The 18,119-nt window shown below is 68.0% G+C and carries 17 protein-coding genes; 10 read left to right on the forward strand and 7 right to left on the reverse strand.

The window, feature by feature from the left end; genetic code table 11:
- Nucleotides 1-52: 52 nt before the first annotated feature.
- A complete protein-coding gene (locus MZV50_RS19150) occupies nt 53-214 on the reverse strand; it encodes a hypothetical protein (protein WP_252630874.1) in 162 nt (53 codons plus the stop codon).
- 134 nt (nt 215-348) lie between these two features.
- Nucleotides 349-1,041: a hypothetical protein gene (locus MZV50_RS19155; protein ID WP_252630875.1), complete on the reverse strand. Its 693-nt coding sequence runs from the start codon at nt 1,039-1,041 to the stop codon at nt 349-351.
- 241 nt (nt 1,042-1,282) lie between these two features.
- On the opposite strand from MZV50_RS19155, the gene uvrA reads away from it, so the two are divergent.
- A complete protein-coding gene (gene uvrA / locus MZV50_RS19160; protein WP_252630876.1) occupies nt 1,283-4,192 on the forward strand; it encodes an excinuclease ABC subunit UvrA in 2,910 nt (969 codons plus the stop codon).
- Nucleotides 4,193-4,269: 77 nt separating this feature from the next.
- On the opposite strand, the gene MZV50_RS19165 is transcribed toward uvrA, so the two are convergent.
- Nucleotides 4,270-5,181 carry a hypothetical protein gene (locus MZV50_RS19165; protein WP_252630877.1) on the reverse strand — a complete coding sequence of 304 codons (912 nt, stop codon included), beginning with the start codon at nt 5,179-5,181 and terminating at the stop codon, nt 4,270-4,272.
- 179 nt (nt 5,182-5,360) lie between these two features.
- On the opposite strand from MZV50_RS19165, the gene MZV50_RS19170 reads away from it, so the two are divergent.
- A complete protein-coding gene (locus MZV50_RS19170; protein WP_252630878.1) occupies nt 5,361-5,975 on the forward strand; it encodes a glutathione S-transferase family protein in 615 nt (204 codons plus the stop codon).
- A gap of 6 nt (nt 5,976-5,981) precedes the next feature.
- Here MZV50_RS19170 and MZV50_RS19175 read toward each other — a convergent pair whose 3' ends face one another.
- The 3 genes from MZV50_RS19175 to MZV50_RS19185 form a co-directional block, all read right to left on the reverse strand.
- Nucleotides 5,982-6,869 carry a hypothetical protein gene (locus MZV50_RS19175; protein ID WP_252630879.1) on the reverse strand — a complete coding sequence of 296 codons (888 nt, stop codon included), beginning with the start codon at nt 6,867-6,869 and terminating at the stop codon, nt 5,982-5,984.
- On the reverse strand, nt 6,870-7,628 hold the full coding sequence (locus MZV50_RS19180; RefSeq protein WP_252630880.1) for a hypothetical protein: 759 nt from the start codon (nt 7,626-7,628) through the stop codon (nt 6,870-6,872).
- Between the two features lie 128 nt (nt 7,629-7,756).
- On the reverse strand, nt 7,757-8,704 hold the full coding sequence (locus MZV50_RS19185) for a hypothetical protein (protein WP_252630881.1): 948 nt from the start codon (nt 8,702-8,704) through the stop codon (nt 7,757-7,759).
- A 96-nt stretch (nt 8,705-8,800) separates the two neighbouring features.
- On the opposite strand from MZV50_RS19185, the gene trmFO reads away from it, so the two are divergent.
- From trmFO to MZV50_RS19225, 8 genes are all read left to right on the forward strand, one after another.
- Nucleotides 8,801-10,201 (forward strand): methylenetetrahydrofolate--tRNA-(uracil(54)-C(5))-methyltransferase (FADH(2)-oxidizing) TrmFO, encoded by a 1,401-nt coding sequence (gene trmFO, locus MZV50_RS19190; RefSeq protein WP_252630882.1) that lies wholly within the window; start codon nt 8,801-8,803, stop codon nt 10,199-10,201.
- An 88-nt stretch (nt 10,202-10,289) separates the two neighbouring features.
- Complete coding sequence (locus MZV50_RS19195; protein ID WP_252630883.1) at nt 10,290-11,375, forward strand: mechanosensitive ion channel family protein; 1,086 nt, start codon at nt 10,290-10,292, stop codon at nt 11,373-11,375.
- A gap of 161 nt (nt 11,376-11,536) precedes the next feature.
- Nucleotides 11,537-12,805, forward strand: coding sequence for an allantoate amidohydrolase (locus tag MZV50_RS19200; protein ID WP_436792187.1), 1,269 nt, complete (start codon nt 11,537-11,539; stop codon nt 12,803-12,805).
- Nucleotides 12,802-14,034: a pyridoxal-phosphate-dependent aminotransferase family protein gene (locus tag MZV50_RS19205; RefSeq protein ID WP_252630885.1), complete on the forward strand. Its 1,233-nt coding sequence runs from the start codon at nt 12,802-12,804 to the stop codon at nt 14,032-14,034. Before MZV50_RS19200 ends, MZV50_RS19205 begins: the two co-directional genes overlap by 4 nt.
- The gene (gene puuE, locus MZV50_RS19210) at nt 14,031-14,942 is read left to right on the forward strand and encodes an allantoinase PuuE (protein ID WP_252630886.1); all 912 of its coding nucleotides are present in this window, start codon (nt 14,031-14,033) and stop codon (nt 14,940-14,942) included. Before MZV50_RS19205 ends, puuE begins: the two co-directional genes overlap by 4 nt.
- On the forward strand, nt 14,939-15,463 hold the full coding sequence (gene uraD, locus MZV50_RS19215; protein WP_252630887.1) for a 2-oxo-4-hydroxy-4-carboxy-5-ureidoimidazoline decarboxylase: 525 nt from the start codon (nt 14,939-14,941) through the stop codon (nt 15,461-15,463). The genes puuE and uraD overlap by 4 nt, the downstream gene beginning before the upstream one ends.
- On the forward strand, nt 15,463-16,650 hold the full coding sequence (locus MZV50_RS19220; protein WP_252630888.1) for a urate hydroxylase PuuD: 1,188 nt from the start codon (nt 15,463-15,465) through the stop codon (nt 16,648-16,650). Before uraD ends, MZV50_RS19220 begins: the two co-directional genes overlap by 1 nt.
- On the forward strand, nt 16,647-17,324 hold the full coding sequence (locus tag MZV50_RS19225) for a TetR/AcrR family transcriptional regulator (protein ID WP_252630889.1): 678 nt from the start codon (nt 16,647-16,649) through the stop codon (nt 17,322-17,324). The genes MZV50_RS19220 and MZV50_RS19225 overlap by 4 nt, the downstream gene beginning before the upstream one ends.
- On the opposite strand, the gene MZV50_RS19230 is transcribed toward MZV50_RS19225, so the two are convergent.
- Entirely contained in the window at nt 17,321-18,034 is a 714-nt protein-coding gene (locus MZV50_RS19230) for a YceI family protein (RefSeq protein ID WP_252630890.1), read from the reverse strand. The two genes, MZV50_RS19225 and MZV50_RS19230, sit on opposite strands and share 4 nt — an antisense overlap.
- Between the last annotated feature and the right edge of the window lie 85 nt (nt 18,035-18,119).

The following is an 18,119-nucleotide window of genomic DNA, read 5'->3' on the forward strand; positions in this document are numbered from 1 at the left end:
TGGGAAGGCGGGTTTTAAGCGCGCGCGTCGAACGCGGCAAGCTTGGCCGGCGCTAGGTCGGCGACATCGCGTGCAGCACCCAGACCAACGACCCGACTCCACCGCAGAACACCAGGGTGTCGATCACGATCGAGCGCGGCTTGGGCGCCTTCAAGGCGTCGAACGCCTGCTGCTTGGCGCCCTGCTTGGCGCTTTCGGGGTCCTTCTTGGCCACGACCGTTCTTTCCCGGTGTCAAGGTCGAGCTTCTGCCCGATCGTGGCGCTTAGATCATGCGTGGACTGAAGAACCCGCTTCCAAACAGGGTTTAGGAAGTCCGAATAATGAAGCCGGAACAATACGCCGCCCGGTCAGAAGCAGCCGCGCTCGCGCAGGGTCGGCGGCGGCTTGCCTGTCGAAGCCAGGTTTCGCTCGCTGAAGCCGGGCGTGCGGCCGCGCCGGTAGTCGCGACAATGCTGGCCGCGCGCCGCGTCCTTGTCGTAGGTCGACGCCGTCTTCGGGGCAGGCGGGTGCTCCTGCCACTTCGTCTCGTCGATCGGCCCCACGAAGCCGGGCGAAGGGCGCTTGTCTCGAGTCCCACCGCCCCAGGCCCCATAGCACCGCTCCTTCTCGTCCGGCGTCATGTGCTCGCTACTCAGGCCCTTGCACGCCCGATAGTACCGCCCCCATCCCCATTCAGGCACGCCTTCGGTGATGCGCCAGCTGTCGATCGTCTTTCGGTCGATGCGCCAGGCGGGATCGATCGCGGGCGAGGTCGGCTCGCCGGGCGCGGGCTGGACCGCTCCGGCTTCCCCGGACGCTGTCGAGGCCGGTTCGGGCGAAGCCGTGGGAGACGGCCGCGAGGCGGCGGCTTTCGGAGCGGCCTGGCGGCGCTCGGGCGTTCGCGAACGTTCCGGTGGCGTCAGATCCAGCAGCAGCACTGGCGTTTCTTCGACCGACGGCGGCTGTTCCTCGATCAGCACCAGCGCGCCAAGGATCAGGCCATTGGCCAGCACCCCACCCGACACGGCGAGCCATCGCCTGGTCCACGCGCCCAGCCTCATCCACGCCACCTCTGGTTAAGCTGAAAAGGGAGGACGCGCGCGAATGGCGCCGCTTTCGAGGCCGTCGAATGACCAAGCGGCGCCCTATCCAAGGCGCCGCTGCTGACACTGGCTGTCAGCAGAACCGCGCCCCACACGCGCGACATTTGTTCGCATCTTGTTCTTGTGTTAATTCGCCGCTTGAGCCCTACATATAGCCGCTGCGCTGCCACCATTCTGGCGGCCCAACGTTCCGGAAAACATGGCTGAGCAACTGAACTTCATCCGCGTTCGCGGCGCCCGTGAGCACAATCTCAAGGACGTCAGCGTCGACATCCCGCGTGGCGAGCTGGTCGTGCTGACCGGCCTGTCGGGCTCGGGCAAGTCGTCGCTGGCCTTCGACACGATCTACGCCGAGGGCCAGCGCCGTTACGTGGAAAGCCTGTCGGCCTATGCCCGTCAGTTCCTGGAGCTGATGAGCAAGCCCGACGTCGACCTGATCGAGGGGCTGTCGCCCGCGATCTCGATCGAGCAGAAGACGACGTCGCGCAACCCGCGCTCGACCGTCGGCACGGTGACCGAGATCCACGACTACATGCGCCTGCTGTGGGCGCGGGTCGGGGTTCCCTACTCGCCCGCCACCGGCCTGCCGATCGAGAGCCAGACCATCAGCCAGATGGTCGACAAGATCACCGCCCTCCCGGAAGGCACGCGTCTCTATCTGCTGGCCCCCGTCGTTCGCGATCGCAAGGGCGAGTACAAGAAGGAGATCGCCGAGTGGCAGAAGGCCGGCTTCCAGCGGCTGAAGATCGACGGCGAATACTACCCGATCGAGGATGCTCCGGCGCTCGACAAGAAGTTCAAGCACGACATCGACGTGGTCGTGGACCGCGTGGTGACCAAGCCCGAGATGGAGCAGCGCCTGGCTGACTCCATCGAGCAGGCCCTGCGCCTGGCCGACGGCCTGGCCGTGGCCGAGTTCGCCAATATCGAAGAGGGCGAGAAGGAGCCGAAGCGCATCCTGTTCTCGGAACGCTTCGCCTGCCCGGTCAGCGGCTTCACCATCGCCGAGATCGAGCCGCGCCTGTTCTCGTTCAACAATCCGGCGGGCGCCTGCCCGGTCTGCGACGGCCTGGGCGCCAAGCTGGCCTTCGACGCCGACCTGGTCATCCCCGACAAGGACAAGAGCCTGCACAAGGGTGCGGTCGCGCCTTGGGCGAAAGGACCTTCTCCGCTCTATACCCAGACCCTGCAGGCCCTGGCGCGCCACTACGGCTTCTCGATGGACGAGCCCTGGTACAAGCTGTCGCCGGACGCCCGCGAGGTGGTGCTGCAAGGCTCCAAGGGAACCAAGATCAAGTTCACCTACGACGACAACGCGCGGAAGTACGAGGTCGAGAAGCCCTTCGAGGGCGTGCTGCCGAACCTGGAGCGCCGCTGGCGTGAGACGGACTCATCGTGGGTCCGTGAGGAGCTCGGCCGCTACCAGTCCGACACCCCGTGCGAGACCTGCCACGGCAAGCGCCTGAAGCCAGAAGCCCTGGCCGTCAAGATCGACGCCATGGACATCGCCGAGGTCTCGATGCTGGCCATCCGTCCGGCGCGCGACTGGTTCGCCGGCCTGGAAGGCAAGCTGACCGACAAGCAGATGGAGATCGCCCGGCGGATCCTGAAGGAGATCAACGATCGCCTTCGGTTCCTGGTCGATGTCGGCCTGGACTATCTGAACCTGTCGCGCGGCTCGGGCACCCTGTCGGGCGGCGAGAGCCAGCGGATCCGCCTGGCCAGCCAGATCGGCTCGGGCCTGACGGGCGTGCTCTACGTGCTGGACGAGCCGTCGATCGGCCTGCACCAGCGCGACAACACCCGCCTGCTGACCTCGCTGCAGGGCCTGCGGGACCTGGGCAATTCGGTGCTGGTCGTCGAGCACGACGAGGAGGCCATCCTCACCGCCGACTATGTGATCGACATGGGTCCGGCCGCCGGCGTGCATGGCGGCCAGATCATCGCCGAGGGCAAGCCCCAGGAGATCATGGACAACCCCGCAAGCATCACCGGCCAGTACCTGACCGGCGCGCGCGAGATCGAAGTGCCCGAACAGCGCCGGCCGATCAGCAAGAAGAAGGTGCTGCGCGTCGTCGGTGCCACCGGCAACAACCTGAAGAACGTCACGGCCGAAATCCCGGTCGGGACCTTCACCTGCATCACCGGCGTGTCGGGCGGCGGCAAGTCGACCTTCACGATCGAGACCCTGTACAAGGCCGCCGCGCGCCGCCTGAACAACGCCAGCGACGCCCCCGCCCCGCACGAGCGGATCGAGGGGCTGGAGCAGTTCGACAAGGTCATCGACATCGACCAGTCGCCGATCGGCCGCACCCCGCGCTCGAACCCGGCGACCTACACCGGCGCCTTCGGTCCGATCCGCGACTGGTTCGCCGGCCTGCCGGAGAGCAAGGCGCGCGGCTACGGTCCGGGTCGCTTCAGCTTCAACGTCAAGGGCGGCCGCTGCGAGGCCTGCCAGGGCGACGGCGTCATCAAGATCGAGATGCACTTCCTGCCCGACGTCTACGTCACCTGCGATATCTGCAAGGGCAAGCGCTACAACCGCGAGACCCTGGACGTGCTGTTCAAGGGCAAGACGATCGCCGACGTCCTGGACATGACCGTCGAGGAGGCCGCCGACTTCTTCAAGGCCGTGCCGCCGATCCGCGACAAGATGGAGACCCTCAAGCGCGTGGGCCTCAGCTACATCAAGGTCGGCCAGCAGGCCACGACCCTGTCGGGCGGCGAGGCCCAGCGGGTGAAGCTCTCTAAGGAGCTGTCGCGCCGGGCCACCGGCCGGACGCTGTACATCCTGGACGAGCCGACCACCGGCCTGCACTTCGAGGACACCAAGAAGCTGCTCGAGGTGCTGCACGAGCTGGCCGACCAGGGCAACACCGTGGTGGTCATCGAGCATAACCTGGACGTGGTGAAGACCGCCGACTGGCTGATCGACTTCGGTCCCGAAGGTGGCGACGGCGGCGGCCAGCTCGTCGCCACCGGCTCGCCGCAGGACGTGGCCAAGGTCGAGGCCAGCTGGACCGGCCGCTACCTGAAAGAGCTGCTGGACCGCCACGAGGAACGCCGCAAGGCGCGGGTGGCGGAACTGAAGAAAGCCAAGCGCGCCTGACTGTCTGGCGCCTTGCTGAAATGAAAAACGCCCCGGAGATTGCTCTCCGGGGCGTTCGTCTTTCCAGTCGGCTCGCCCTACCAGCCGCCGTTGCCCTCGGCGCTGGCCTCGCTCTCGCGCAGGGTTTTGTAGATGGTCGGCGCGGGGGCGAAGATGATCAGCGTCGTCAGCACCGACATCAGGCCCGAGAACATTGTCTGGGCGATGCCCATCGGCGTGAAGAACGCCTTCAGCGAGCTGCTGTCGGCCTGCATCAGCTTCCCCGCGGCGCCGATGTCGCCGGAAATGAGGGTGGCGACCGCCGAGATGATCGTGAACAGCAGCAGGAAGACGATCACGCACATGACGACGGCCAGGAAATAGGCGCCTAGCAGCCGCCAGAACTGGCCCTTGGTCAGCGGCATCGAGCGGAAGAACACCACCTTGCCGGCGTCGAAGGTCGCCGCCGAGGACAGGGACAACCGGATCGCCAGATAGACGACACCGCCCAGCGTGCCGACGAAGGCCAGCAGCGCCAGCAGCGCGCCGACCGCGTCCTTCATGATGGCGAAGAATTCGGTCAGCACGCTGCCGATCAGGAAAGCGCCGAACAGGGTCGCATTGAACAGCAGCCACACCGCGGCCTGGCGCAGCTCGTCGCCGCCGAGACGCAGTCGCAGCAGCCCACCCTCGTGGGGGCGGAGGATCAGGCGGTTCACGCCGGCGAAGGTCACCGCGTTCACCAGCGCCAGATATGGCACGGAGAGCATGGTGACCGGCACGATCTTGGCGAACGCGGCCGCCATTTCATTGGGGTCCGGCTCGCTTCCGGCCGACTGCATGTAGGTCGACAACCCGTTCAGCTCGTCGCCGAAGAAGTGGATCATCACCACGCTGTAGGCGATGGACACCACCGTCATGATCAGCGCCCAGAGGGCTACCGTCTTCAGGTTCTCCCGCACGAGGCGGAAGCCGGAGAAGGCCGCGTCGGAGGGCGAGAACTTGGACATGGCGGGCTCGGGAAAAGGCGATCGGGCGGATGCCGAACAAGCCGTAGCCCTAACAAGGTTCGCGCCGCTTCGACAGTGTCGAAGGCGGCTTTTTCGTCCGGGGTTGCGGCAAGCGCGATGGCGCCTCTAACATCCGTTTGAAAGGCGGCCGCCAGCGTCGCCGCGACCGGGAGGATGCGATGAAGCTCTATGGCGAGGCCATGCCCGCGCCCAATCCGCGCCGCGTGCGGATCTTCCTGGCCGAGAAGGGCCTGGAGGTTCCCGAAATCCCGATCGGTCTGCGCCAGGGCGGCCACCGGTCGCCCGAGCACCTGGCGCGCAACAGCCTGGGCCAAGTGCCGGTTCTGGAACTGGACGACGGGACGAGCATCAGCGAGACGGTCGCCATCTGTCGCTATTTCGAGGCCCTGCACCCCGATCCACCGCTGTTCGGCGTCTCGGCGCTGGAACAGGCCCAGGTCGAGATGTGGACGCGCCGGATCGAGTTCCGGGTGATGGTCCCGGTCGGCATGTTCTGGCGTCACGCTCATCCGCTGACCGCGCGGCTTCTGAAACAGAACGTCGAATTCGGCGAGTCGAACCGCGAGGTGGTCGACAAGGCCCAGGCCTGGCTGGACCGCGAACTGGCGGATGGTCGCCCCTATCTGACGGGCGAGGTCTATACGGTCGCCGACATCGTCGCCCAGACCACGCTGGACTTCGCCGACTTCGTGGGCCTGGCGACGCCGGTCGAGGCCAGGAACGTCCTCGCCTGGCGCGAACGGATGGCGGCGAGGCCCAGCGCGGCGGCCTGAGCCGCGCTAGTCGTGCAGGCCCGCGTCGATCTCGTCCTGGTTCAACTGGGCGAAGGCCTTGGCCGGGGCGGCGACCAGGATCACGGTCTGCAGGGTCAGGAAGATCGGCGCCAGCAGCAGGTTGGCCAGCAACACCAGGATCAGGCGCGGGTGGCTGGCGACCACGTCGCCGCCACTCGTCGGGTCGACGCCGCCGCCGACCACGTTGCCGATGACGCTGGAGATCGTCGTCCCGATCAGCGAGACCAGAGCCGCCAGGATGATGGACAGCACGTACATCCCCAGCAGGCGGAAAAACTGGCCGTGGGTCTGGATCCAGGCCTCGCGCAGGTCGATATGATGATGCGAGAAGGCGTGCGGCCCCAGCAGCGACAGGCGCACGGCCACCCATAGCGACAGGCCGATCACCGCCAGGGCGCCCAGGGTGGCGAACCAGCCGGCCGCGGCCCCCGACAGCAGCGATGCGCCCAGCACCACCGCGCCGGACGGGATCACCGTCACGCCCAGAGCCGCGGCCCAGGTGATCAGCGACACGATCAGCAGCTGCAGTTCTTCCTTGCCCAGACGCAGATAGGCGAAGCGGTCGTTCTTGGGCTCGATGACCGAACGGATGATCGCCGCCTGCAGCACCGAAGCTAGAAACAGGGCTACAGCGATCAGCAGCACCATCACCCCGCCCAGGTGGGTGATTAGGTCGAGGATCTCGCGCGGATCGGCCGAACCCATGCGCCCGGCCAGGGCCGCCCGGCCCTCATCGCCCAGAACGATCTTGGCGAACAGGCCCAGGATCGGCAGCATGACCAGCGAGAAGGTCGCCCAGGCCAGCACCGGCAGCGGCTTGCGCCGCATGATCCGCAGGCCTTGGAGAGCGGCGTCGACGGGGCGAACAGACATCTAGGCGTCCTGCGAGACCGCGCTGTGGCGGTAAAGGTGAACCAGCGCTCCGGCCCAGGCCGGCGCCAGCAACAGATAGGCGAAGATGGCGCTGGCCGCCGTCACGCCGGGTCCGCGCGCAGGGGTCAGGCCCAGCAGCCCCGCCAGCAGCAGGGGCGCGGCCAGCACTAGCGAGATGGCCAGCAGCTTCGGAACCTTGCCCCTGGTCAGCGGGAAGGCGCTCAGCACCCGTACGCCGGACTGCTCGACCGTGGCCGGGGCCGTGAACGACAGGCGTAGGCCCAGCCAGACCAGGATCGCCAGACCCGCCAGCGGCGCCAGTCCCGCGACGAAACCGCCCGGACCGGCGTTGGCCAGGGCGGTCTTCCAGGCCTCGGCTGAGCCGACATCCAGGTTAGGCGCACTGGCGCGGGCGACGCCCAGGGCGATGGCGCCGATCACCACCAGCAGGATCGAACCGATCAGCAGGAACAGGCCCAGCACCAGCAGATGCCCGCCGAGCAGCCGCCATTCGTCGCGGCCCCAGCGCAGACCCTTCAGCCCCGGGGCGCGTCCGAACGCGCGGCGGAACAGCGCCCCCTGGGCGATGACTCCGGCGGTCAGCACGGCCAGCAGGCGCACGCCGGGCGGCAGATAGCCAGCGACCACGGTCAGGACGACGGCGGCCAGCAGCGCCGCCCAGCAGGCGTTGATCGACGCGCCCAGGTCGGACACGCCCGCGCGCAACGCGCCGCCGACGCTGGCCGATCCGTCCGTCATCCGATCAATCCCCTTACAGAAGGTCCGCCGACGAGTCGTCGTCGGCCGCGCAATCTATGGCCTCGCCACGGTTCTGACGATGGCGTCGCGCGGATGCAATCGGATTTCGAATGGCCGTAGCGCCGCCGCTACGCTCGCGCCGGATCTTCGTTCAGCAACGCTCGGTAGGACGCGGCCCACGGCGCGCAGAACACGGTGGTGATGACGGTGGAGAACACGACCAGCAGCACGCCGGCGACGCTGATGGCCGGGCCCAGCTTGCGGACGATCTCCATGGGCGGCTCGCGCAGCAGCGCCTGCACGGCGCCAGGCTCGAACAGCCAGCTCATCGCGCCGCCCAAGGCGAAGACGCCAACCAGCATCAGGGCGCCGAACAAGATCTCGATGCCGATCAGGATGATCACCAGCAGCACGGTCACGCCCAGCAGCTTGCCCAGCCGTCCCTTGGTGAAGGTCCAAGATTCGAAGAGCCGGAATTGCCGGTCGACGAAGGTCATCGGCGCGGCCATCGACAGCTTCAGCGCCAGCCACAGGAACAGGGCTAGCGCGGCCAGGCCGATCGCCACCGCCGTCGCGACCGCCGCCACCTTGGACTGCTCGCCGGCGCCCATCGCGACGACCGCCACGACCACGACGCCGAACAGGGCCAGGATGAAGCAGGCGATATAGGCCAGCACGTACTCGACCAGGAACAGCAGGGTCAGCCACCCCTCGCGCGCGCCCAGCCGCAGATAGGCGAAGCGCGACTCCTGCGGCTCCAGCACGGCCCGGAACACGGCCGAGCAGATCACCGCCTTCACGCCGGTGGCCCACAGCCAGAACACCAGCTGGAACAGCATCATGCCGGACTGCATACGCAGCAGCCGCTCGACCATCTCGGGATCGTTGGCGGGTCCCGGCTGCTGCCCTATTTGCATCAGCATCGCGAAGTCGGGCCGCATCGTCCACAGCAGCAGATACATCGGCGCCGCCGTCGCGACCAGGATCACCAGCCCCCAGGCCAGGACGGCCAAGGGCTTGCGCCCGATCACGCCAAAGCCGGCGGTCGCCGCCTCGGCCACGGAAAACCTCGCCATGTCCCCTCCCATGCTCGCCAGGCGCGCAGGACCCGGTCCTTGCGTGAGCCTACACGCAGGTTTCGCCGAGCGACAGCCGGGGGTATAGGGCGCGCCATGACCACGAATTCGACCTATCCGCCCGTTCACGTCATCGGCGGGGGCCTGGCCGGCTCCGAAGCCGCCTGGCAGATCGCCCAGAGCGGCGTGCCCGTCATCCTGCACGAGATGCGTCGGGAGGGCGTGACCACCGACGCCCACCACACCGACGGCCTGGCCGAGATGGTCTGCTCCAACTCGTTCCGCTCGGACGACTGGCAGTTCAACGCCGTGGGCCTGCTGCACGCCGAGATGCGCAAGCTGGACAGCCTGATCATGGCCTGCGCCGACCAGCACCAGGTGCCGGCCGGCGGCGCCCTGGCCGTCGACCGCGACGGCTTTTCAGGCGAGGTCACCCGTCGCCTGGAAGCCCACCCGCTGGTCACCATCATCCGCGAGGAGATCGCCGGCCTGCCGCCGCAGGACTGGGACAACGTCATCGTCGCCACCGGCCCCCTCACCTCGCCCGCGCTCGCCCAGGCGATCCTGGACATGACCGGCGAGGGCCAGCTGTCGTTCTTCGACGCCATCGCCCCGATCATCCACTTCGACTCCATCGACATGGACAAGGCCTGGCGCCAGTCGCGCTACGACAAGGAAGGCCCCGGCGGCGACGCGGCCGCCTACATCAACTGCCCCATGAACAAGGAGCAGTACGAAGCCTTCATCGACGCCCTGCTCGACGGTCCGAAGTCGGAATTCAAGGAGTGGGAGAACGTCCCCTATTTCGACGGCTGCCTGCCGATCGAGGTGATGGCCGAACGCGGCCGCGAGACCCTGCGCCATGGCCCGATGAAGCCGGTCGGCCTGACCAACCCGCGCGATCCGACCGTGAAGTCCTACGCCATCGTCCAGCTGCGCCAGGACAACGCCCTGGGCACTCTGTGGAACATGGTCGGCTTCCAGACCAAGCTGAAGCATGGCGTCCAGGCCGAGACCTTCCGGATGATCCCGGGCCTGGAGAACGCCCAGTTCGCCCGCCTGGGCGGCCTGCATCGCAACACCTTCATCAATTCGCCCAAGCTGCTGGACCGATCGCTGCGCATGAAGGTCCAGCCGCGCCTGCGCTTCGCCGGCCAGGTCACGGGCGTCGAGGGCTATGTCGAGAGCGCGGCCATGGGCCTCTTGACCGGCCGCTTCGCCGCCGCCGACCGCAAGGGCGCGCCGATCGACGCCCCGCCGCCGACCACCGCCCTGGGCGCTCTGGTCGAGCACATCACCGGCGGGCACCTTGAGGCTGGCAATGGCCCGGGCAGCTTCCAGCCGATGAACATCAACTATGGCCTGCTGCCGCCGCTGGAGGCCCCCAAGGTCGACGAGGACGGCAAGAAGATTCCGCTGAAGGAGCGCGGCCGGGCCAAGAAACGGCTGATGAGCCTGCGGGCGCTTAAGGATCTGGAGACGTGGGCGGGGCTGTAGCCCCCACCGAGTAGGGCGTGGCCGCGTCACCGGCGCGCCTCCTTCCTTTTGGCCGGAGCCTTACGACCCGCGAGGCGTTCGGGCGGTCATGGAAAACCTGCAGACGTGGTTCGCCGACACCGCCCGCCTTCTGGGCTGGGCGCCGCCATGGCTGGTCAGCACCGTGCTGATCGCCCTGGCCGTCGTGGTCGCCCTGGCGGTCCATGCCGTGGTCGTCCAGGTCGTGCGGCGCGCGGTCTCCCGCCATAGCGCCTTCTGGCAGCCGCTGATCGCCCGGACCCGCCGGCCCACGCGCATGGCCTTCATCGTCGCGGCCCTGGGCCCGGCGGTCTCGGCCGCCCCGCTGACGGCCGGCCAGGCCGCGGGCGCCAAGCACGTGCTGATCGTGCTGTTCATCCTGCTGCTGGGCTGGATGGCCATGACGGCGCTGGATATCGGCGCGGCCCTCTACCTGCGCGGCTTCAAGGTCGACGTCGAGGACAACCTGCTGGCCCGCAAGCACGTGACCCAGGTGCGGATCCTGCGGCGGGCCGTGGCCATCCTCGCCGGTATCGTCACCCTGGCCCTGGCGCTGATGACCATTCCCGGCGTGCGCCAATGGGGGGTCAGTCTGCTGGCGGCCGGCGGCGCGGCGTCGCTGATCGTCGGCCTGGCGCTGCAGCCCCTGCTGACCAACCTGATCGCCGGCATCCAGATCGCCGTCACCCAGCCGATCCGCATCGACGACGCGGTGATCGTCGAGAAGGAATGGGGAAACATCGAGGAGATCAACGCGACCTATGTCGTCGTCCGCCTGTGGGACTGGCGGCGCATGGTGCTGCCGCTCAGCTACTTCATCCAGACGCCCTTTCAGAACTGGACCCGCGAGAGCGCCGCCCTGATCGGCACGGCCATGCTGTATGTCGATCCCGCCGCGCCCGTCGACCGCCTGCGCGCCAAGCTGGAGGAGATCGCCAAGGCCTCGCCGCTCTGGGACGGCAAGGTCGTCAACCTGGCCGTCACTGACCTGACCGCCGAGGTCATGGAGGTGCGCTGCCTAGTCAGCGCCCGCAACGCGCCCAGAACCTTCGACCTGCGCTGCGAGGTCCGCGAGAAGATGATGGCCTTCCTGCGCGAGGAGCTGCCCGAAGCCTTCCCAAGGCGGCGACTGGCCCTGGCGGCGGGCGAGGCTTGAGGCTCGCCCCTTCCGTAAGTAAGCAAATTATGACTTAACAGGAGGCGCCGCCGCCGCGAGATGGCGCGTGGGTGGGCGCCGGGACGTGAACCCGCGCCTGAAACCCTTGTCGGGGAAGAGCGGCGGGCGCAGCCTGCTAGGGTCGGGGAATGGAAGCGGACGTGACCGAGGGTTTCGACATCGCCGCCCAACCTTGGGGCGCCAGAGCCAAGGCGCGCTGCGACCTGCTGGGCCTTCCGCCCTATAGCGAAGTCGAAGGGCAGCTGACCCGTCGTTTCCTGACGCCCGCCCATGCCGCCGCCCTGGACGCCCTGACACGCTGGATGGCCGAGGCCGGCATGAGCGTGCGCCGCGACGCCGCCGCCAATCTGATCGGCCGCTACGAAGGCGAGACACCGGACGCCAAGGCGCTGATCATCGGCTCGCACATCGACAGCGTCCGCAATGGCGGGCGCTATGACGGCCCCCTAGGGATCATGCTGGGAATCGACGTCGTCGAGGCGCTGCATCGCGCCGGCCGGCGCCTGCCGTTCGCGATCGAGGTCGTGGCGTTCGGCGACGAGGAGGGCTCGCGCTTTCCGGCCTCAATGAGCTGCAGCCGCGCCATCGCCGGGACGCTGGACGCCATGGCCCTGGAGATGAAGGACGCCGAGGGCGTTTCCGTCGCCGAGGCCTTGACCGCATTCGGCGGCGATCCGGACGACATCGCCAGCGCGGCGCGCGATCCGCGGGACGTCCTGGCCTTCCTGGAGGCGCATATCGAGCAGGGCCCGGTGCTGGAGGCCGAGGGCCTGGCCCTGGGCGTCGTCACCGCCATCGCCGCCCAGAAGCGGCTGATGGTCAAGATCATCGGGACCGCTGGCCACGCCGGCACCACGCCGATGAACCTGCGCAAGGACCCTGGTCCGGCCGCCGCCGAGTGCATATTGGCCCTTGAGCGAATCTGCCGGGCGGGGACCGACGGCCTGGTCGGCACGGTCGGCCGCATGACCGCCCTGCCCGGCGCATTCAACGTGATCCCCGGCGCGATCGAGTTCTCGATGGACATCCGGGCGGAGACCTCGGCGGCGCGCGACGAGGCCGTCATCACCATCAGCGCCGAGATCCACGCCATCGCCGCCAAGCGCGGCCTGCGGGCCGAGGTCCACCTGATGCAGGCCCTGGCCGAAAGCCCCTGCGATCCGTCGCTGATGGGGCTGCTGGAAGAGGCGCTCGCCGACCTGTCCCACCCTGCTCGCCGCCTGCCCTCCGGCGCGGGTCACGACGCCATGGTGATGGCCGACCTCTGCCCCGTCGCCATGCTGTTCATCCGCTGCGAGGGCGGCGTCAGCCACAACCCGGCCGAGGCCGTCACCGAGGCCGACTGCGCCCTGGCGGCCCAAGCCATGCTCCATTTCATCGACAAGCTAGAACGACGCGAACGCGCATGACCCAAGACGCCATTGGCACTTTCAAAGAACTCGACCACCCCGCCCGCCTGCTGATGGGTCCAGGCCCCATCAACGTGCACCCGCGCGTGCTGCGGGCCATGTCGGTGCAGTTGCTGGGCCAGTTCGATCCGGAATTCACCGGCTACATGAACGAGGTCATGGCGCTGTATCGCGGCGTGTTCCAGACGCAGAACCGCTGGACCTTCCTGGTCGACGGCACCTCGCGCGCGGGCATCGAGGCGGCGCTGGTCTCGACGCTGTCGCCGGGCGACGACGTGGTGGTGGTCAACGCCGGGCGCTTTGGCCTTCTGCTGGCCGAGATCGCCGAGCGCTGCGACGCCAAGGTCACCTTCGTCGAGGGCGAATGGGGCAAGGTCGTCGACCCGCAGGCGGTCGAGGACGCGGTCGCCCGCGTCAAGCCGCGCCTGGTGGCCTGCGTCCACGGCGACACCTCGACGACCATGGCCCAACCGATCGAGGCCATCGGCGAGATCTGCCAGCGCCACGACGCCCTGCTCTATGTCGACGCCACCGCCACCCTGGGCGGTATGAGCGTGCCTGTGGATAACTGGCGAGCCGACATCGTCACCGCGGGTCTGCAGAAGTGCATGGGTGGCCCCTCGGGCTCGGCCCCGATCACGATCAGCGACCGCGCCGCCGACCGCATCTTCGGCCGCCGCCATGTCGAGAAGGGCCTGGCCGGTCCCGGCGCCACCGGCGCTGGCCGGCGGATCGCCTCCAACTACTTCGACCTGGCCATGATCATGGACTACTGGTCCGACAAGCGCCTGAACCACCACACCGAGGCGGCCAGCATGCTGTTCGCGTCGCGTGAATGCGCCAGGATCGTGCTGGAGGAAGGCCTCGAGGCCCGCTTCGCGCGCCATGCTCAGGCCGGCGCGGCCATGGTCGCGGGGATCGAGGCGCTGGGCCTGACGGTCTATGGCGACCAGGCCCACAAGATGACCAACGTCACCGGCGTGATCGCCCCCGCCGGCGTCGACTACGACCGGGTGAAGGCGAGCATGCGCACCGAATTCGAGATCGAGATCGGTTCGGCCTTCGGGCCTCTGGCCGGCAAGATCTGGCGCATCGGGACGATGGGCGTGAACGCCCGCAAGCACGCGGTCCTCCAGACCCTGGCGGCGCTGGAGGCGGTGCTGCGCTGGGAGGGCTTCAAGGCTCCGGCCGGCGCTGGCGTCGACGCGGCGGCCAAGGTGTTCGGATGAGTTATCCGAGAGACCTGATCGGCTACGGCGAGCACCCGCCGCAAGCCCAGTGGCCGGGCGGCGCCCGCGTCGCCGTACAGTTCGTGCTGAACTACGAGGAAGGCGCCGAGCGGTCGATCCTGCACGGCGACCCGGTCAGCGAGTTCTTCCTGTCGGAGATGGTCGGCGCCCAGCCCATCCAGGGCATGCGGCACATGTCGATGGAAAGCCTGTACGAATACGGCTCGCGCGCCGGCTTCTGGCGTATCCGGCGGCTCTTCGACGAATTCCAGCTGCCGCTGACCGTGTTCGGCGTCGCCCAGGCCATGGAGCGCCACCCCGACGCCGTCGAGGCGATGATGAAATCGGGCTGGGAGATCGCCAGCCACGGCTATCGCTGGATCGACTATCAGCACTTCACGCCCGACCAGGAACTGGAACATATCCAGCAGGCCATCGAGATCCAGAAACGCCTGACCGGCGAGCGTCCGCTGGGCTGGTACCAGGGCCGCACCAGCCCCAACACCGCCCGCCTGGTCGCGCGAGAAGGCGGCTTCGTCTACGACGCCGACAGCTATGCCGACGACCTTCCGTACTGGGACGACCAGCACGGCCGCGCCCAGCTGATCGTGCCCTACACCCTGGAAGCCAACGACATGCGCTTCACGGCGGCCCAGGGCTTCAACACCGGCGAACAGTTCTTCACCTATCTGCGCGACGCCTTCGACGCCCTCTATCTGGAGGGCGAGACCGCGCCGAAGATGATGAGCGTCGGCCTGCATTGCCGCGTGGTCGGCAAGCCCGGCCGCATCGGCGCCCTGCGGCGGTTCCTCGACTACATCACCCATCACGAACGCGTCTGGGTGGCCAAGCGGATCGACATCGCCCGCCGTTGGATCGCGACCCATCCCTACGAGGTGACGGCATGAGCGGCGCCCCGCCCCTGACCCTGGCTCGCCTCAACAGCATGAACCAGACGGGCTTCGCCACCGCCCTGGGCTTCGCCTTCGAGCTGTCGCCCTGGGTCGTCGAGCGCGCCTGGACCGAGCGGCCATTCGCCAGCGTCGAGGCGATGCACGCGGCGATGATGGCCGTGCTGGACGCGGCCTCGACCGCTGACAAGCTGGCCCTGATTCGCGCTCACCCCGAGCTGGCCGGCAAGGCGGCGATCGCCAAGGCCCTGACCGCCGAGAGCAACGCCGAACAGGCCAGCGCCGGGCTCGACAAGCTGACTCCGGAAGAGTTCGCGCGCTTCCATCAGCTGAACGCCGCCTACACCGCGCGCTTCGGCTTTCCCTTCATCATCGCCGTGCGCCTGAACGACAAGGCCTCGATCCTGCGGGCCATGGCGGCGCGCGCGGCCAACGACGAGGAGGCCGAGATCGCCGAGGCGATCCAGCAGATCGGCCTGATCTCCAAGCTTCGACTGCTCGACGCGGTGACCGCCTGATGGACTATGACTTCGCCGCCTGGGCCGGCATGGCGCTGCGCTGGCTGCACGTGATCGCGGGCGTGGCCTGGATTGGGGCGTCCTTCTACTTCGTCTGGCTGGACAACAATCTGCGCGATCCAGATCCGCCGAAGGAGGGGGTGAAGGGCGAGCTGTGGGCCGTGCACGGCGGCGGTTTCTACCACTCGCAGAAGTACATGGTGGCGCCGGCGCACATGCCCGACCACCTGCACTGGTTCAAATGGGAGGCCTACACCACCTGGTTGTCGGGCTTCGCCCTGCTGACGGTGCTCTACTATGTGGGCGCGCCGCTCTACCTGATCGACCCGGCCAAGCACGCCTTCACCCAGCCCCAGGCCATCGGCGTGGGCCTGGCCTTCATCTTCGGCGGCCTCTTGGTCTACGAGGCCCTGTGCCGCTCGCCGCTGGGCAAGAACGGCAAGTTGTTTGGCGTGGTGTGGTTCGCGACCCTGACGGCGGCGACCTGGGCGCTGACCCACCTCTTCTCCGATCGCGGCGCCTTCATCCACGTCGGCGCGATCATCGGCACCTGCATGGTCGGCAACGTCTTCCTGATCATCATTCCCAACCAACGCCGGATCGTCGCCGACATGCTGGCCGGCCGCCCCGTCGATCCGCGCCTGGGCCTGATGGGCAAGCAGCGCTCGGTGCACAACACCCACATGACCCTGCCGGTCATCTTCATCATGATCAGCAACCACTATCCGGCGATCTCGGGACACCCGAAGGCCTGGCTGCTGCTGGCCCTGATCAGCGCCGGCGCGATCTCGATCCGCTACTTCTTCATCCAGCGCCATTTCGGCCGCATCCGGCACGAGTTCCTGTTCTACGGCGCCATGCTGATCTTCGGCGCCACGGCGATCGCCTCGATGAAGCCCAAGGACAGGGTCGAGGTCTCCAGCCCGGTGCCCTTCACCACCGCCCAGGCGATCATCCAGAAGCACTGCGTGATGTGCCACAGCGCAGCCCCGACTCACCCGGGCTTCGCGGCGCCGCCCTTGGGCGCGACCTTCGACACCCCTGCGCACATCCAGACCTACGCGCCGAAAATCAACGAGCGCGCGGTCGCTTCGACCAGCATGCCCCTTGGCAACGAGACCGGCATGACCCAAGAGGAGCGAGCCCAGCTGGGCGCCTGGATCAAACAGGGAGCCAAGATCCCGTGACCGACGCCGTCCTGGACGCGACCGCCAAGAGCGAAGCCGAAAATACGCCGCGCAAGCGCAACGCCGAACGGACGCGTAAGGCGATCCTCGCCGCGGCCCTGAAGGAGTTCGCTCAGGCGGGTTTCGCGGGGGCCCGGATCGAGAAGATCGTCAAGGCCGCCAAGTGCAACATCCGGATGCTGTATCACTACTTCGGGGACAAGAAGGGCCTGTACATGGCCGTCCTCGAAAGCGCCTACATGGACCTGCGGGCCCGTGAGGCCGAGTTGAAGATCGACTTCGACAAGCCGCTGGACGGCTTCCTCGAACTGCAGCGCTTCACCTTCGACTATTTCGAGAAGAACCCCCGCTTCGAGGGTCTGCTCCGCAACGAGAACCTGCAGCACGGCAAGTTCGCCGCCCAGTCGCGGGTGGTGACCGAGACGGCCTTCCCGCTGCGGCGGACGATCGAGCGGCTGATCGAGAGCGGTCAGGCCAAGGGCGTCTTCGGGCCGGACCTGGATCCGGTGCAGATATATGTGACCATCGCGGCCATGAGCCGCTTCCACCTGGCCAACGGCTATTCGCTGTCGGCGACGCTGGACACCGATATGAGCGCCCCCGAGTGGCGCAAGGCGCGGCTGGACCACGCCCTGGCCTTGCTCGAGGGCTATCTGACGCGCGGCGCGCGCTAGGGCTTGGCGGCCGGCGCGGCCGGCGCCGTCGCCAGCGGCGGACCGCTGAACTCGGCCTCGATCGCCACCTGGACCTCGTCGCTGACGCCCATGGTCGAGCCGGGGGCGGGCACGCCGTAGGCGATCCCGAAGTCCGACCGCTTGAATGTCCCCTTGGCCGAGAAGCCGATACGGGCGTGCGGGTCCATAGGATGGCCGACGTAGCCGCCGTTGTAGGTGACGTCCAGCGTCACCGGCCTGGTGACGCCATGCAGGGTCAGGTCGCCGGTCACCTTGCCGGTGTTGGGACCCGTCGTCTCGATCTTGGTCGACTTGAAGGTGATCGACGGATAGCTCGCCGTGTTCAGCCACTGGGGCCCGGTCAGCTCGGCCAGGAAGCCCTCCGGCGGGGCCGGGAGGGTCAGCGACATCGGGTTGATCGTCGCCTCCAGCGCGCTGGCGCCGGCGTTGTTCTGGTCGAAGCGAAGCTTGGCGTCGAAGTCGGCGAAAGCGGCCGTGTAGTTCGAGAAGCCCAGGTGGCTGACCCGGAACACTAGGGTCGCGTGCGACTTGTCCAGGGTGTAGTCGCCGGCCGGGATGTCGGCCTTGGGCGGCTTGGGCGCGGTCGTCGTCGGGGCCGCGGCGGCGGGCGCCTCGGCCTTCTTGTCGGGCGGCTGGGGCGAACAGGCGGCCAGCGCCAACAGCGCGACGACGGGCAGGATCGATCTCATACGCTTCCCTCCGATGGCTCCGGACTTGCCTTCAAAAGGGCGCCGGACGTCGTGCGGGAGCAGTGCGCCCCTACGCCGACCTTGG

Source organism: Caulobacter segnis (assembly GCF_023935105.1).
Classification (GTDB): Bacteria; Pseudomonadota; Alphaproteobacteria; order Caulobacterales; family Caulobacteraceae; genus Caulobacter; species Caulobacter segnis_B.

What these genes read in the sequence shown, in the direction of transcription:
- MZV50_RS19180 (WP_252630880.1), bottom strand. Translation starts at nt 7,628, where the DNA reads ATGACGGACGGATCGGCCAGCGTCGGCGGCGCGTTGCGCGCGGGCGTG.
- MZV50_RS19170 (WP_252630878.1), top strand. Translation starts at nt 5,361, where the DNA reads ATGAAGCTCTATGGCGAGGCCATGCCCGCGCCCAATCCGCGCCGCGTG.
- trmFO (WP_252630882.1), top strand. Translation starts at nt 8,801, where the DNA reads ATGACCACGAATTCGACCTATCCGCCCGTTCACGTCATCGGCGGGGGC.
- MZV50_RS19175 (WP_252630879.1), bottom strand. Translation starts at nt 6,869, where the DNA reads ATGTCTGTTCGCCCCGTCGACGCCGCTCTCCAAGGCCTGCGGATCATG.
- MZV50_RS19205 (WP_252630885.1), top strand. Translation starts at nt 12,802, where the DNA reads ATGACCCAAGACGCCATTGGCACTTTCAAAGAACTCGACCACCCCGCC.
- MZV50_RS19230 (WP_252630890.1), bottom strand. Translation starts at nt 18,034, where the DNA reads ATGAGATCGATCCTGCCCGTCGTCGCGCTGTTGGCGCTGGCCGCCTGT.
- uraD (WP_252630887.1), top strand. Translation starts at nt 14,939, where the DNA reads ATGAGCGGCGCCCCGCCCCTGACCCTGGCTCGCCTCAACAGCATGAAC.
- MZV50_RS19185 (WP_252630881.1), bottom strand. Translation starts at nt 8,704, where the DNA reads ATGGCGAGGTTTTCCGTGGCCGAGGCGGCGACCGCCGGCTTTGGCGTG.
- uvrA (WP_252630876.1), top strand. Translation starts at nt 1,283, where the DNA reads ATGGCTGAGCAACTGAACTTCATCCGCGTTCGCGGCGCCCGTGAGCAC.
- MZV50_RS19220 (WP_252630888.1), top strand. Translation starts at nt 15,463, where the DNA reads ATGGACTATGACTTCGCCGCCTGGGCCGGCATGGCGCTGCGCTGGCTG.
- MZV50_RS19165 (WP_252630877.1), bottom strand. Translation starts at nt 5,181, where the DNA reads ATGTCCAAGTTCTCGCCCTCCGACGCGGCCTTCTCCGGCTTCCGCCTC.
- puuE (WP_252630886.1), top strand. Translation starts at nt 14,031, where the DNA reads ATGAGTTATCCGAGAGACCTGATCGGCTACGGCGAGCACCCGCCGCAA.
- MZV50_RS19155 (WP_252630875.1), bottom strand. Translation starts at nt 1,041, where the DNA reads ATGAGGCTGGGCGCGTGGACCAGGCGATGGCTCGCCGTGTCGGGTGGG.
- MZV50_RS19195 (WP_252630883.1), top strand. Translation starts at nt 10,290, where the DNA reads ATGGAAAACCTGCAGACGTGGTTCGCCGACACCGCCCGCCTTCTGGGC.